Genomic DNA, 13,163 nt, shown 5'->3' with positions numbered 1-13,163 from the left:
GCAATGAAACGTTACCTGATCGCGCTTGCCGCAGTCTTCTGGGCCGGCGCCGCGCTTGGCGCGGAACTCGGCGATGACGGCCTGCACAAGGCCGACTGGATGCGCGACACCTTCAAGGACCTGCGCGAAGACCTCGCCGAGGCCAATGCCGAAGGCAAACGCCTGATGGTGATCGTGGAACAGCGCGGCTGTATCTACTGCACGAAGATGCACGAAGAGGTGTTTCCGCGCCCGGAAATCGCGGAGTACATCAACGAACACTACTTCGTGGTGCAACTGAACCTGCACGGCTCGACCGAGGTGATCGACTTCGACGGCGAAGCGCTGGAAGAAAGGGCGCTGACGCGCAAATGGGGCCTGCTGTTCACCCCCACCCTGCTGTTCTTCCCCGAGGACGTCGCCGATGGAACCACCGGCGCTCAGGCCGCCGTGGCGGTGATGCCGGGCGCCTTCGAGGCGGGCACGACGATCGACATGCTGACCTGGGTGGTCGAGGAACGCTATCTCGACGACAGCGAGGATTTCCAACGCTACCACGCCCGCCGGTTCGAGGAACGCCGCGCGGCCGGAACCGAGTGACGTTTAACCCATCATATTATTCATTCCTATGAATTTGATGTTGCGTATTGGGCCGACACGCGTCTAAGCTTTCCTTCATGAAGACGGGAGGAGTCATGAAAACAACTAGCTTGCTGGTTGCGGCGGGAGTGTGCCTTGCAGGCGCCGCGCTCGCCGGACCGCCTGCCCCCTCGGACGTTGTGTACGAGGATGGGGCAGTCGCCATGTCATTGACCGGGGTGCCCGGCGATCCGGAAAACGGCCGGTCGATCATGAACAAGGGCGCGGGCAACTGCATCGCGTGCCACGAGGTCACCGCGCTGGCCGATCTGCCGTTCCATGGCGAGATCGGGCCAATGCTGGACGGCGCCGCCGACCGCTGGACCGAGGCCGAACTGCGCGGGATCGTCGCCAACGCCAAGGTCATGTTCCCCGAGTCGATGATGCCGTCGTTCTACCGGACCGACGGCTACATCCGTCCGGGTGACGCCTACACCGGCAAGGCGGCCCCGACGCCGCTGGAGCCCCTGCTCACCGCGCAGGAAATCGAGGACGTGGTCGCCTTCCTCATGACGCTGAAGGAAGAGTGACCGAGGCAGGAATGGGAGAAACATCCATGAGTTACACAAGACGTCAGACGCTGGCCATCGGGCTGGGCGCCGCCACCGCGGCCCTGCTGCCCTATCGCGCCGCGCTTGCCGCCGCCGAGGACGACATCGCGGCCTTCACCGGCGGCGCCGAAGTCGGCACGGGCGGCATCACGCTGACCGCGCCCGAGATCGCCGAGAACGGCAACACGGTTCCGATCGAGGTATCGGCCCCCGGCGCGGTGTCGATCCTGATCCTCGCCGCCGGCAACCCGAACCCGGGTGTCGCCACGTTCAACTTCGGCCCGCTTTCGGCCTCGCAGAGCGCTTCGACGCGGATCCGCCTCGCCGGGACGCAGGACGTGGTCGCCGTCGCCAAGATGGCCGACGGCAGCTTCGTCAGCGACCGCAAGGAAGTGAAGGTCACCATCGGCGGCTGCGGCGGCTGAGTCAGGGAGAGGACTAGTAAAATGGCAGAAGGTGTCAAACCGCGCGTCAAGGTGCCCAAGTCGGTCTCGGCCGGTGAAACCATCACCATCAAGACGCTGATCAGTCACCAGATGGAATCGGGCCAGCGCAAGGACAGCGACGGCAACGTCATTCCGCGCTCGATCATCAATCGCTTCGTGGTCGACTTCAACGGCGAGAACGTCATCGACGTGACCCTCGAACCGGCGATCTCGACCAACCCCTATTTCGAGTTCGAAGCGACCGTGCCGGAAGCGGGCGAGTTCCACTTCACCTGGTACGACGATGACGGCTCTGTCTACGAGAGCGTGCAGGAGGTTGCGGTCAACTGATCCGCCGACGGCAGCCCCGGCGGGTCACCGGCGGGGCAACTCAAGGGAGGAAAACATGAAAAAAGCCTACGCTCCCGGTCTCGGGACAGCGACCGCTCTGGCAGCGGTGCTGGCCCTGACCGGACCCGCCCTCGGCGACCCGGACGACGACGCGCTGGTGATCAACGGCGAGACCGAGATCATCACCGAGGCTCCGGCCCCCGAGCACATGGAATACATCGACACGATTTACTCGGGCTGGCGCTTCCGCACCGATGAGACGCAGGCGCTGGAACTCGACGACTTCGACAACCCGGCGATGCTGGCTGTCGACGCGGCGATCGACATGTTCGGGACGGTCGAGGGCGCTGCCGGCGAAAGCTGCGCGTCGTGTCACGACGATCCGGAAAGCTTTGCCGGTCTGGCCGCGCATATGCCCAAGGTCGACGAGGACGGCAAGCTCGTGGTGATGGAAGACCTCATCAACGAGTGCCGGACCGACCGGATGCAAGCCGACGAGTGGAAGTGGAACAGCCTCGACATGCAGTCCATGGTCGCGCTGATCGGACTTCAGTCGCGCGGCATGCCGGTCGACGTGGCCATCGACGGCCCCGCCGCCCCCTACTGGGAGCAGGGGAAAGAGATGTACTACACCCGGTACGGCAAGCTCGAACTGTCCTGCGCCAACTGTCACGAAGACAACTGGGGCAACATGATCCGGGCCGACCACCTGAGCCAGGGCCAGATCACCGGCTTTCCGGTCTACCGCCTGAAGCAGGCCACCCTGATCTCGCGGCACAACCGCTTCAAGGGCTGTATCCGCGACACGCAGGCCGAGACCTTCAAGGAAGGCTCGGACGAGTTCCGCGCGCTTGAACTCTACGTCGCCTCGCGCGGCAACGGCCTGTCTGTCGAGACCCCCGCGGTTCGTCAGTAAAAGAAAGCCGCGCTCCGACAGGGGCGCGGCTTTCTCTGCCCTCACGAATGCAAATATGCGAATGTTAAAACAACACAGAGGCGCCAGATGATCTCTCGTCGAGACTTTCTGCAGGCCGCCATGGCGTCGGCGGCGCTGTATGGCGGATCGGGCTTCGGGAACTGGTCCCGGCTCGCGGCCCAGCAGGCGCTGTCGCAGGATGACCTCCTGTCCTTCGACAGCTTCGGCAACGTCAGCCTGATCCACGTCACCGACATCCATGCCCAGCTGAAACCGATCTGGTTCCGCGAGCCCGAGATCAATCTCGGCGTCGGCCCCAACAAGGGCGAGGTTCCCCATATCACCGGCGCCGACTTCCGCCGCCTCTACGGCATCGACGACGGAAGCCCCTCGCACTATGCGCTGACCTACGACGACTTCACCGCGCTCGGCAAAGCCTATGGCCGCATGGGCGGGCTGGACCGGGTCGCCACCGTGATCAACGCGATCCGCGCCGACCGGCCCGACGCGCTGTTGCTGGACGGCGGCGACACGTGGCACGGGTCCTACACCTGCTATCACACGCAGGGGCAGGACATGGTCACCGCGATGAACGCGCTGAAGCCTGATGCGATGACCTTCCACTGGGAATTCACGCTGGGCACAGACAAGGTTCTGGAACACGTGAACGCCCTGCCCTTCGCGGCGCTTGGCCAGAACATCTTCGACGCCGAATGGGACGAGCCCGCAGAGAACTTCAAGCCCTACGAGATGTTCGAGCGCGGCGGCGTCAAGATCGCCGTCATCGGGCAGGCCTTCCCCTACATGCCGATCGCCAACCCCTCGTGGATGTTCCCCGAATACAGCTTCGGCATCCGCGACGAGCGCATGCAGGAGATGGTGGACGAGGTTCGCGGCATGGGCGCCGAACTGGTGGTCCTGCTGTCCCACAACGGCTTCGACGTCGACAAGAAGATGGCCGGTGTCGTGACCGGCATCGATGTGATCCTGTCGGGCCACACCCACGACGCCCTTCCCGAGCCCGTGCTTGTGGGCGAGACGATCATCGTGGCCTCTGGCTCCAACGGCAAGTTCGTCAGCCGCGTCGACCTTGATGTGCGCGACGGCCAGATGATGGGCTTCCGGCACAAGCTGATCCCGATCTTCTCGGATGTCATCGCGCCCGACCCCGAGATGACCGCCGTCATCGACGAGATCCGCGCACCGCATCTGGCGCAGCTGGAAGAGGTCATCGGCACTACCGACAGCCTTCTGTACCGCCGTGGCAACTTCAACGGATCGTGGGACGACCTGATCTGTCAGGCCCTGCTGGAAGAGCGCGAGGCGGAAATCGCCCTGTCGCCCGGCGTGCGCTGGGGACCCAGCCTGATGCCCGGCGACGCGATCACGCGCGAAGACATCTGGAACGTCACCTCGATGACCTACGGCCAGGCCTATCGCACGGAAATGACCGGCGAATTCCTGAAGGTCGTGCTGGAAGACGTGGCCGACAACCTGTTCAACCCGGACCCCTACTACCAGCAGGGCGGCGACATGGTGCGGACGGGCGGGCTTGGCTACCGCATCGACATCACCAAACCGCAGGGCGAGCGCATCAGCGACATGACCCTGCTGAAATCGGGCGAGTCCATCGACCCGTCCCGCAGCTACGTGATCGCCGGCTGGGCCAGCGTGAACGCGGGCACAGAGGGCCCGCAGATCTGGGACGTGGTGGAAAGCCACATCAAGCGGATCGGCACGGTGACACTCGACCCCAACACCAGCGTCCAGGTCGTGACGGGCTGAAGTACGGAGATGAAGTCATGAGCAAAGACCACAAGGCAACGACCTCGCGCCGCGGCTTCCTGAAGTCCGCCGTGGCCGCCGGGGGCGCGACGCTTGCCGCCGGGGCCGCGCGCGGCGCGGAAGGCGATCCGGCGATCCTCGAGTTGCAGGAATGGAACCAGGTGCTGGGCGACGGCGTCGACGCCCGCCCCTACGGCACGCCCAGCCAGTACGAGGCGCATGTGAAACGTCGCAGCGTCGAGTGGCTGACCGCTGACCCGATCTCGTCGGTGAACTTCACGCCGCTGCACGAACTGGACGGCATCATCACCCCCAACGGCGTCTGCTTCGAGCGTCATCACGGCGGCATCGCCGAGATCGACCCGGCGCAGCACCGCCTGATGATCAACGGTCTGGTCGAGCAGGAACTGGTCTTCACGATGCAGGACCTGATGCGGTATCCGCGCGACAACCGGGTCTATTTCCTCGAATGCGCGGCGAACTCGGGGATGGAATGGCGCGGCGCGCAGCTGAACGGCTGCCAGTTCACCCACGGCATGATCCACAACGTGATGTATACCGGCATCCCGCTGCGCTACATCCTCGAAACCGCCGGGCTGAAGACCAACGCCAAGTGGATCCTGCCCGAAGGCGCCGACGCGTCGGGCATGACCCGCTCGATCCCGATCGAGAAGGCGCTCGACGACTGCATGGTCGCGTTCAAGATGAACGGCGAGGCGCTGCGCCCGGAACAGGGCTACCCGCTGCGGCTGGTGGTGCCGGGCTGGGAAGGCAACATGTGGATCAAGTGGCTGCGCCGGATCGAGGTGGGCGACGAGCCGTGGCATCACCGCGAGGAAACGTCGAAATACACCGACCTGCTGGAAAACGGGCAAGCGCGCCGCTTCACGTGGGAGATGGACGCCAAGTCCGTCATCACCAACCCGTCGCCGCAGGCGCCGATCCTGCACGGGCCGGGACGCACCACCATCACCGGTGTCGCATGGTCGGGCCGCGGCTCGATCCCGCGGGTCGATGTGACCATCGACGGCGGCAAGAACTGGCACGCGGCGCGCATGTCGGGGCCCAGCTTCGACAAGTCGATGCACCGCTTTTACTACGAGTTCGACTGGGACGGCTCGCCGCTGCTGCTGCAGTCACGGGCGCATGACAGCACCGGCTATGTGCAGCCGACGAAGAACCAGCTGCGCGAATGGCGCGGGCTGAACTCGATCTATCACAACAACGGTATCCAGACATGGTACGTCAACGAGCAGGGGATCGCCGAAAATGTCGAAGTCTCTTAGTAGCCTGCTGATCCCCGCAGTCGGCGGGGCGGCCCTTGTGCTTGGCGTCTCTTACGGCCTTGCGACCCGCAGCTATCGCGCCGATGTGGCCGAGCTTGCCGAAAAGCAGGCCGCCGCCGCCGAGCAGCGCGCAGCCGCCGAGGCCGAAAAGGTTGCGGCCCTGACCACGCAGGTCGAGGAACTGAATACCTCGGCCACCGACCTGACGACCCAGATCGAGGAACTGAAGTCCAGCGTCGTGCCCGCAGGGCTTGGCGACCCGCTTCCCGAGGGCGAGACCTTCAGCCTTGGCCGTGCGGCCACCTCTGACGAGGTCGCGGCGTGGAACATCGACATTCGCTATGACGGTCAGGGCCTGCCAGTCGGATCGGGCGACGCGCTGACAGGCGAAGAGCTTTACACCGACAATTGCGCCATGTGTCACGGAGACTTCGGCGAGGCCATCGACCGCTGGCCGGTGCTGGCCGGGGGCGAAGGCACGCTGGACGGTGAGGATCCGGTGAAGACGATCGGCTCGTACTGGCCGTACCTGTCGACGGTATTCGACTATGTCCACCGCGCCATGCCCTTCGGCAATGCGCAGTCGCTCAGCGATGACGACGTGTATGCCATCGTCGCCTACCTTCTGTATCTCAACTACATCGTCGAGGACGACTTCGTCCTGTCGAACGAGAACTTCACCGAAGTCCGCCTTCCAAACGAGGATAACTTCTACATGGACGACCGCGCCGACGGCGAGCTTGCGGCGTTCTCGGAAGACGCCTGCATGGAGAACTGCAAGGAAACCGTCGAGATTACCGCCCGCGCCGCGGTCATCGACGTGACCCCGGACGACGCCGCCGCACGCGAACGGCTGGAAGCCGCGGCCGCCGCCGCCAACGACGACGCGCCCGAAGCCGATGCAGCGGCGGAAGTCGAGGAAGCCAGCGCCGAGGCCCCCGCCGACGAAGCCCCCGCCGAGGAAGCGGCCGAAGAGATGACGGCCGAGGCGGATGACGCGATGGCTGCCGATCCGGAACTGATCGCAGCGGGCGAGAATGCCTTCAAGAAGTGCAAGGCCTGCCATCAGGTCGGCGAAGGCGCGAAGAACCGCACCGGCCCGGTGCTGAACGACCTGTTCGGGCGCGTCGCGGGCAGCATCGACGGCTTCAAGTACTCGTCGCCCTTCGCAAAGCTCCACGACGAGGGCTTCACGTGGACCGAGGAAACGGTGGCCGAGTTCCTTGCGAAGCCGAAGGACTACATCAAGGGGACCAAGATGTCCTTCGCAGGCTTCAAGGATGCCGAGGACATCGATGCCATCGTCGCCTACCTGCGGACCTTCGACGAATGACCGCCAGGACGGCGTCCCTGACCGTCGCGCTGGTTGCCGGGTTCGGCCTTGCCGGACCTGCGCCCGCCGACGACATCGGGGACGCCGCGCGCGGCAAGGCGTTGTTCGGCCTTTGCAAGGGTTGCCATCAGGTCGGGGCCGATGCGTCGAACCGCATCGGCCCGATCCTGAACAATATCTTCGGACGACGCGCCGCGACGGTCGAAGGGTTTCGGTATTCCAAGGCGTTCGACCGTGCCGGGTCCAAGGGGCTGGAATGGCACGCCGACACGCTGCACGCCTTTCTCGAGTCCCCCCGGGCCATCGTGCCCGGAACGCGTATGAGTTTCCGCGGCATGGACGACGCGCAAGAGCGCGCCGACCTGATCGCCTACCTTCGAACCTTCTCGGCCTCGCCGGCCAACTACCCGGAATCCGATCCGACCGCCCGTCCCACCGACCATGACCTCGACCCGGCGATCCTCGCCATCGAGGGCGATGCGGAATACGGCGCGTATCTCTCAAGCGAATGCACGACCTGCCATCAGGCCAAGGGCGGCGACGAGGGCATCCCCTCGATCGTCTACTGGCCCGAGGAGGATTTCGTCGTCGCGATGCATGCCTACAAGACCGGATCCCGCACGCATCCCGTGATGAACATGGTTGCCGGGCGGCTCGGAGAAGAAGAGATCGCGGCGCTTGCCGCGTATTTCGCGGCCCCGGACGACTAGGGGCGAAAACAGGGAGGAGACAATGAAATTCAACAGACGCACGTTCGTGGCGACTGCCGGCGCGGTATTGGCCGCGCCGAAGGTTCAGGCCGCGGCGCACGGGATGCCCCGTGTCGTGGTGGTCGGCGGCGGCGCCGGAGGAGCGACCGCCGCGCGCTACATCGCGAAGGACTCGAAAGGCGAGATCGACGTCACGCTGATCGAGCCGTCGCGGACCTACTACACCTGCTTCTTTTCCAACCTTTATCTCGGCGGCTTCCGCGAGCTTGACAGCCTTGCCCATACCTACGGCACGCTGGCCTCGGAATACGGCATCAACGTTGTCCACGACTATGCCGTCGGGGTGGACCGCGACGCCAGGACCGTAACGCTCGCCAGCGGCGCCAGCCTGCCCTACGACAAGCTGATCCTGTCGCCCGGCATCGACTTCGTCGACGGCGCGGTGCCCGGCTGGGACGTTTCGGTCCAGAACAAGATGCCCCACGCCTTCAAGGCCGGTTCGCAGACCGAGCTTCTGAAGGCGCAGGTCATGGCGATGCCCGAGGGCGGCACCTTCGCGATGATCGCGCCGCCCAACCCCTATCGCTGTCCGCCGGGACCCTACGAGAGGGTGTCGATGGTGGCGTGGCAACTGAAGCAGACCAACCCCACCGCCAAGATCCTGATCGTCGACCCGAAAGAGAAGTTCTCGAAACAGGGTCTGTTCGAGGAAGGCTGGCAGAAGCACTACGGCGGAATGATCGAGCGGATCGGCCCGGATTTCGGCGGCAACAACGTCTCGGTCGATGCGGATGCGATGACGATCGACATCGACGGCAGCGTCGAGAACGTGGACGTCTGCAACGTCATCCCCGCGATGAAGGCCGGCCACATCGCCGAGGTCGCGGGCGTGACCGACGGCAACTGGGCGCCGGTGAACCCGACCGACATGTCGTCGAAGGCGGACCCGGACATCTACGTGCTGGGAGACGCCAGCCAGCAGGGCGACATGCCCAAGTCCGGCTTCTCGGCCAACAGTCAGGCCAAGGTCTGCGCCAACGCCATCCGCGGCGCGCTGACCGAAAGCCGCGTGTTCCCGGCCAAGTACACCAACACCTGCTGGTCGCTGATCGCCGTGGACGACGGCGTCAAGGTCGGCGCCAGCTACGAGCCGACCGAGGAAAAGATCGCCTCGGTCGAGGGCTTCGTGTCGCAGACCGGCGAAGACGCCGCGCTGCGCAAGGCCACTTACGAGGAATCCGTCGGCTGGTATGCCGGCATTACCGCCGACATGTTCGGCTGACGCCTCCCAGGTCCGGCCCTTCGCGGGGCCGGACCACCCTGCCCCGAAACACTTTGAAACGCACCGGAAAGGACCGCGCCATGAAACTGCTTCTCGCCCTAGCCTCTGCCGCCACGCTTGGCCTTGCGCCGTCCGTCTTCGCGCAGGACGCTATCACCTACGACTATGCAGGCAGCTTCGACGACGCCACCTTCGCGCTGGAATCGGCCATCGTCGACCACGGGCTTGTGATCGACTACGTCAGCCACGTCGGCGACATGCTGAACCGCACCGGCGAGGACGTCGGCAGCGACGTGATGCTGTTCGAGGCGGCGGACATCTACATCTTCTGCTCGGCCGTCGTGTCGCGGCAGGTGATGGAGGCGGACCCGATGAACATCGTGCACTGCCCCTACAACATCTTCGTCGCCGAGATGGACGGCAAGGTGACCATCGGCCACCACGACTATCCCGACGGCGCGATGGACGCGGTCGAAGAGCTTCTGGCCGGGATCGTGAAGGACGCGATCGCCGAATGATCCTGCCGCCGGGAGCCCCGGATTGACGCAGATCATGCCAACCGCCGTGGCTGCCGGGTAGCCTGCGGCGGAACGAAAGACGCCGGATGCTGGAAACCCTGATCGACACCTATGGCGAGGCGCCGCTTCTGGGCGCAAGCGGCCTTGCCGTGGGGCTTCTCTTCGGGGCGGCGGCGCAGCATTCCCGCTTCTGCCTGCGCGCCGCCACCATCGAGGTCGCCGAGCGCCGGCCCGGAGAGCGCATGGCGGTCTGGCTTCTGGCCTTCTTCTCGGCGCTTCTCGCCACGCAACTCGCCATCCTTACCGGGGTTCTGGACGTCTCTGGCGCACGGCAACTGGCCGCGACGGGCAGTCTCAGCGGCGCGGTGATCGGCGGGCTGATGTTCGGAGCGGGGATGATCCTTGCCCGGGGCTGCGCAAGCCGCCTGCTGGTGTTGTCGGGCACCGGCAACATGCGCGCCCTTGTCACCGGCCTGATCGTCACGCTGGTCGCACAGGCCTCGTATCGCGGCATCCTTGCCCCCGCGCGCGAGGCGATCGCGGCACTGTGGACCGTTCCCGGCGGCGGGTCGCGGGATCTTGCCGCCCTGCTGGGCCTGCCGGGCTGGGCCGCGACGGCTTTCGGCGTGGCCGGACTGCTGGCAGGGCTGGAACTGGCGCGACGGCACTGCGTGCGCGTCAGCCGGGTGCTGGCCGGCGGTGTCGTGGGCCTCGCCGTCGCCCTTGGCTGGATGGCGACCTACGCCATCGCGTCCGTTTCGTTCGAGGTCATCCCCATCGCCTCGGTCACCTTCACCGGGCCGTCCACCGATACGCTGATGGCGCTGGTCGCCGAGCGGAACCTGCCGCTGTCCTTCGGCATCGGCCTTGTCCCCGGCGTCTTCGCGGGCTCGGCCATGACGGCGCTTGCGACCGGGGAATGGCAGATCCAGCGCTTCGGCGCCGATACCCCGATGGAACGCTACCTTGTCGGAGCGGTGCTGATGGGCTTCGGCGCGATGCTGGCGGGGGGATGCGCCGTCGGCGCCGGCGTTTCAGGCGGCGCGATCCTTGCGCTGACGGCGTGGGTAGCGGTGGCGTCGATGTGGGCCGGTGCGCTGCTGACGAATGCCCTGCTTGGCCGTCACAGCGCCCAGCCCACCCTGTCCTGACCCCTACTCCGCCGCGTCGAAGCGATAGCCGTCGCCGTCCGCTGCCACGCGGCCAATTCCGCCTCCGGGCAGGTGGAACCCCGCGACGGTCCGATCCTCGGCCACCAGCCGGTCGAACAGCGCCACCCGCGTGGCCGCCGCAGTCTCGGGGTCCTGATCGCTGCCCAGCTTCCAGCCCGGCCAGCCGAAGGAGATATGCGGGTTGGCGATGGCGTCGCCGGTCACGAAGACGCCGCCTCCGTCGCCTATGATGTCGAAAGACATATGCCCCGGCGTGTGCCCGACCGTCGCGACGGCGGCAATACCCGGCAGCACCTCTTCGCCATCGTCGAAAAAGTCGATCCGGTCCTCCAGTATCGCCAGTCGTCGCGCCGCGCCCACCGCGAAAGCCTGCCGCTCTGCCCCGATTTCATCCACCGTCTCGGGCCGGGTCCAATAGTCCCACTCGGCCCGCCCGATGCGGTACTCGGCATTCGCGAACACGAGATCCTCGAAGTCGTCGATGATCCCCCACAGGTGATCCGGATGCGCATGCGTGAACAGCAAATGCGTCACGTCCTCGGGTGACACCCCGGCTGCGTCGAGACTGTCCAGCAGGGAACCGGCCGAGGGCATGAACTCTCCGCCCGAGCCCGCGTCGAACAGAACCGTCATGTCGCCCTTGCGGAACAGGGTAAGGTTGCAGGGCGGCTCGTACGATCCTTCGCCGAACCCGTAGCGCGAAGCGACCTCGGCCTTCTCGGCGTCGGTCAATTCGCTCAGCACGAAGGCGGGCGGCAGGACAAGGTTGCCATCGCTGACAGTGGTCAGGGTTCCGCCCGCCACCGCCACATTCGCGACCGCGCGGGTCGTGAAGATGGGCAAGACGGCGCTTGCGGCCATGGCGATGCAAAGATCACGACGATTCATGCCGGTTTCTCCTCCCAAAGAAATCACAAATTCGCTTTGGTGAATGTTATAGAGAGAAACCCGCCCCGGCCAGCGGCAATGCCGCTGTCCCTTCGTTTTCCGTAACGCCCTAGCCCGCCTTCAGCCCCACCAGCCGGAACAGCGCCGCGGGCCGGTGCCGGCCTCCGGTGGTCTTGCGCTTCAGGTCCTCGATCTCCCAGTTCGCGTCGATCCACTTGCGGAAGTTGCGCTTGTCCAGCTCCTGCCCCTTCACGATCTCGAACACGGACTGCGCCTGCGCCAGCGTGAACGCGTCCGGCAGAAAGGCGAAGACGGCCGAAGCCTCGTCGGTCAGCCGCGTCTCGACCATCCGCGCAAGCGCCGCGCGGGCATCGGACAAGATTGCGGCATGGTCGAAGGCAAGCGGCGGCAGGTCGTCCAGCGGGAACCACTGGGCCTCGGCCGCGTCGCTTGAGGCGACAAGCGCCACCCGATCCATCGGCACCAGCGTCGCGAAGGCCACGGTGATCACCCGTTCGCGCGGGTCGCGATCCGGTCGCCCATATGCGCCGATCTGAAAGAACGGCAGGCCATCCAGATGTTCGGGATTGATGCCGGCCTCTTCCGCCAGTTCCCGCCGCGCGCCGGTTTCCAGATCCTCGTCCATCTGCACGAAGCCACCGGGCAAAGCCCAGGAGCCCTTGAACGGCTCTGCCGCGCGCTGGATCAGGGCCACGTTCAGCCGCCCCTCGATGATCGAGAAGACGATGACATCCGCGGTGACCGCCGGATGGGGATAGTCATAGGTATAGGGCATCGGAACCTCTTTGTGTGGACGGGACACTATTTTCGTCCGCCAGCCCTGTAAAGACCGTGCGGAATCGGCCGCCAGAGCCGGCTCCCCTACCCCGAAAGCCGTCAAAACCACGCCGTGAGTCGCGGAGTCAGGGCATCCCGGGTGGGTGATTCCATCCGGAATGCGCCACTAACGCTCAAAATCTCAAACTTTTTTACTTTCCGTATCAAAGCCTTACCGGATTTCCGGACAAGGCCTTCATTAAGTGTGTTTACAACACTTACTGTTAGTGTAAAAACTACATCATCAAGACGCAGACAGACAGACACACCAAACCAAACACCCAACACCGAAAGGAAAATCAAATGTTCAAGATCGCCCTGACCGCCGCCGCCTTCGCCCTGACCGCCGTCACCGCCCAGGCCGCCACCCCCGCCGACGCCCTTGCCTTCAACACCCTCGCCGACCTGGCCCCCGTCGCAGCCGAAACCAGCGAAAGCTTCGAGACCGCCTACTACTGCGAATGGGTCACCGTCTACGACTACTACGGCAA

The 13,163-nt window shown here is 65.2% G+C and carries 15 protein-coding genes; 13 read left to right on the top strand and 2 right to left on the bottom strand.

Annotation, left to right across the window (positions count from 1 at the left end):
- The first annotated feature begins 3 nt into the window (after positions 1 to 3).
- The 12 genes from ACP156_RS21990 (at position 4) to ACP156_RS21935 (ending at position 10,926) form a co-directional block, all read left to right on the top strand.
- Complete coding sequence (locus tag ACP156_RS21990) at positions 4 to 579, top strand: thioredoxin family protein (RefSeq protein ID WP_425053306.1); 576 nt, start codon at positions 4 to 6, stop codon at positions 577 to 579.
- A gap of 95 nt (positions 580 to 674) precedes the next feature.
- Positions 675 to 1,148, top strand: coding sequence for a sulfur oxidation c-type cytochrome SoxX (soxX, locus tag ACP156_RS21985; protein ID WP_425053307.1), 474 nt, complete (start codon positions 675 to 677; stop codon positions 1,146 to 1,148).
- A gap of 26 nt (positions 1,149 to 1,174) precedes the next feature.
- The gene (gene soxY / locus ACP156_RS21980; RefSeq protein WP_425053308.1) at positions 1,175 to 1,594 is read left to right on the top strand and encodes a thiosulfate oxidation carrier protein SoxY; all 420 of its coding nucleotides are present in this window, start codon (positions 1,175 to 1,177) and stop codon (positions 1,592 to 1,594) included.
- A 21-nt stretch (positions 1,595 to 1,615) separates the two neighbouring features.
- On the top strand, positions 1,616 to 1,945 hold the full coding sequence (gene soxZ, locus ACP156_RS21975; RefSeq protein WP_425053309.1) for a thiosulfate oxidation carrier complex protein SoxZ: 330 nt from the start codon (positions 1,616 to 1,618) through the stop codon (positions 1,943 to 1,945).
- A gap of 55 nt (positions 1,946 to 2,000) precedes the next feature.
- Complete coding sequence (gene soxA / locus ACP156_RS21970) at positions 2,001 to 2,861, top strand: sulfur oxidation c-type cytochrome SoxA (RefSeq protein ID WP_425053310.1); 861 nt, start codon at positions 2,001 to 2,003, stop codon at positions 2,859 to 2,861.
- An 87-nt stretch (positions 2,862 to 2,948) separates the two neighbouring features.
- Positions 2,949 to 4,646, top strand: a complete 1,698-nt coding sequence (gene soxB, locus ACP156_RS21965) for a thiosulfohydrolase SoxB (protein ID WP_425053311.1) — start codon at positions 2,949 to 2,951, stop codon at positions 4,644 to 4,646.
- Between the two features lie 17 nt (positions 4,647 to 4,663).
- Positions 4,664 to 5,932 (top strand): sulfite dehydrogenase, encoded by a 1,269-nt coding sequence (soxC, locus tag ACP156_RS21960; RefSeq protein WP_425053312.1) that lies wholly within the window; start codon positions 4,664 to 4,666, stop codon positions 5,930 to 5,932.
- Positions 5,916 to 7,265 (top strand): c-type cytochrome, encoded by a 1,350-nt coding sequence (locus ACP156_RS21955; protein ID WP_425053313.1) that lies wholly within the window; start codon positions 5,916 to 5,918, stop codon positions 7,263 to 7,265. The genes soxC and ACP156_RS21955 overlap by 17 nt, the downstream gene beginning before the upstream one ends.
- The gene (locus tag ACP156_RS21950) at positions 7,262 to 7,975 is read left to right on the top strand and encodes a c-type cytochrome (RefSeq protein ID WP_425053314.1); all 714 of its coding nucleotides are present in this window, start codon (positions 7,262 to 7,264) and stop codon (positions 7,973 to 7,975) included. The genes ACP156_RS21955 and ACP156_RS21950 overlap by 4 nt, the downstream gene beginning before the upstream one ends.
- Before the next feature lie 22 nt (positions 7,976 to 7,997).
- The gene (locus ACP156_RS21945; protein ID WP_425053315.1) at positions 7,998 to 9,257 is read left to right on the top strand and encodes an FCSD flavin-binding domain-containing protein; all 1,260 of its coding nucleotides are present in this window, start codon (positions 7,998 to 8,000) and stop codon (positions 9,255 to 9,257) included.
- An 80-nt stretch (positions 9,258 to 9,337) separates the two neighbouring features.
- Positions 9,338 to 9,775: a DUF302 domain-containing protein gene (locus ACP156_RS21940; protein WP_425053316.1), complete on the top strand. Its 438-nt coding sequence runs from the start codon at positions 9,338 to 9,340 to the stop codon at positions 9,773 to 9,775.
- Positions 9,776 to 9,861: 86 nt separating this feature from the next.
- On the top strand, positions 9,862 to 10,926 hold the full coding sequence (locus ACP156_RS21935) for a YeeE/YedE family protein (RefSeq protein ID WP_425053317.1): 1,065 nt from the start codon (positions 9,862 to 9,864) through the stop codon (positions 10,924 to 10,926).
- 3 nt (positions 10,927 to 10,929) lie between these two features.
- Here the strand turns inward: ACP156_RS21935 and ACP156_RS21930 are convergent, their stop codons facing one another.
- Positions 10,930 to 11,835: an MBL fold metallo-hydrolase gene (locus ACP156_RS21930; protein ID WP_425053318.1), complete on the bottom strand. Its 906-nt coding sequence runs from the start codon at positions 11,833 to 11,835 to the stop codon at positions 10,930 to 10,932.
- Positions 11,836 to 11,944: 109 nt separating this feature from the next.
- Positions 11,945 to 12,631 carry an NUDIX hydrolase gene (locus ACP156_RS21925; protein WP_425053319.1) on the bottom strand — a complete coding sequence of 229 codons (687 nt, stop codon included), beginning with the start codon at positions 12,629 to 12,631 and terminating at the stop codon, positions 11,945 to 11,947.
- A 344-nt stretch (positions 12,632 to 12,975) separates the two neighbouring features.
- Here ACP156_RS21925 and ACP156_RS21920 point away from each other — a divergent pair.
- Positions 12,976 to 13,163, top strand: a 188-nt coding sequence (locus tag ACP156_RS21920; RefSeq protein ID WP_425053526.1) for a hypothetical protein, incomplete at its 3' end; no start/stop codon positions are given.

Origin of the sequence: Psychromarinibacter sp. S121, from assembly GCF_049801035.1 — a bacterium.
Taxonomy (GTDB): Bacteria; Pseudomonadota; Alphaproteobacteria; order Rhodobacterales; family Rhodobacteraceae; genus Psychromarinibacter.
This window is presented reverse-complemented; position numbering and strand designations above follow the sequence as displayed.

What these genes read in the sequence shown, in the direction of transcription:
- ACP156_RS21940 (WP_425053316.1), top strand. Translation starts at nt 9,338, where the DNA reads ATGAAACTGCTTCTCGCCCTAGCCTCTGCCGCCACGCTTGGCCTTGCG.
- soxB (WP_425053311.1), top strand. Translation starts at nt 2,949, where the DNA reads ATGATCTCTCGTCGAGACTTTCTGCAGGCCGCCATGGCGTCGGCGGCG.
- soxY (WP_425053308.1), top strand. Translation starts at nt 1,175, where the DNA reads ATGAGTTACACAAGACGTCAGACGCTGGCCATCGGGCTGGGCGCCGCC.
- ACP156_RS21935 (WP_425053317.1), top strand. Translation starts at nt 9,862, where the DNA reads ATGCTGGAAACCCTGATCGACACCTATGGCGAGGCGCCGCTTCTGGGC.
- soxA (WP_425053310.1), top strand. Translation starts at nt 2,001, where the DNA reads ATGAAAAAAGCCTACGCTCCCGGTCTCGGGACAGCGACCGCTCTGGCA.
- ACP156_RS21945 (WP_425053315.1), top strand. Translation starts at nt 7,998, where the DNA reads ATGAAATTCAACAGACGCACGTTCGTGGCGACTGCCGGCGCGGTATTG.
- ACP156_RS21990 (WP_425053306.1), top strand. Translation starts at nt 4, where the DNA reads ATGAAACGTTACCTGATCGCGCTTGCCGCAGTCTTCTGGGCCGGCGCC.
- soxC (WP_425053312.1), top strand. Translation starts at nt 4,664, where the DNA reads ATGAGCAAAGACCACAAGGCAACGACCTCGCGCCGCGGCTTCCTGAAG.
- soxX (WP_425053307.1), top strand. Translation starts at nt 675, where the DNA reads ATGAAAACAACTAGCTTGCTGGTTGCGGCGGGAGTGTGCCTTGCAGGC.
- ACP156_RS21930 (WP_425053318.1), bottom strand. Translation starts at nt 11,835, where the DNA reads ATGAATCGTCGTGATCTTTGCATCGCCATGGCCGCAAGCGCCGTCTTG.
- soxZ (WP_425053309.1), top strand. Translation starts at nt 1,616, where the DNA reads ATGGCAGAAGGTGTCAAACCGCGCGTCAAGGTGCCCAAGTCGGTCTCG.
- ACP156_RS21950 (WP_425053314.1), top strand. Translation starts at nt 7,262, where the DNA reads ATGACCGCCAGGACGGCGTCCCTGACCGTCGCGCTGGTTGCCGGGTTC.
- ACP156_RS21925 (WP_425053319.1), bottom strand. Translation starts at nt 12,631, where the DNA reads ATGCCCTATACCTATGACTATCCCCATCCGGCGGTCACCGCGGATGTC.
- ACP156_RS21955 (WP_425053313.1), top strand. Translation starts at nt 5,916, where the DNA reads ATGTCGAAGTCTCTTAGTAGCCTGCTGATCCCCGCAGTCGGCGGGGCG.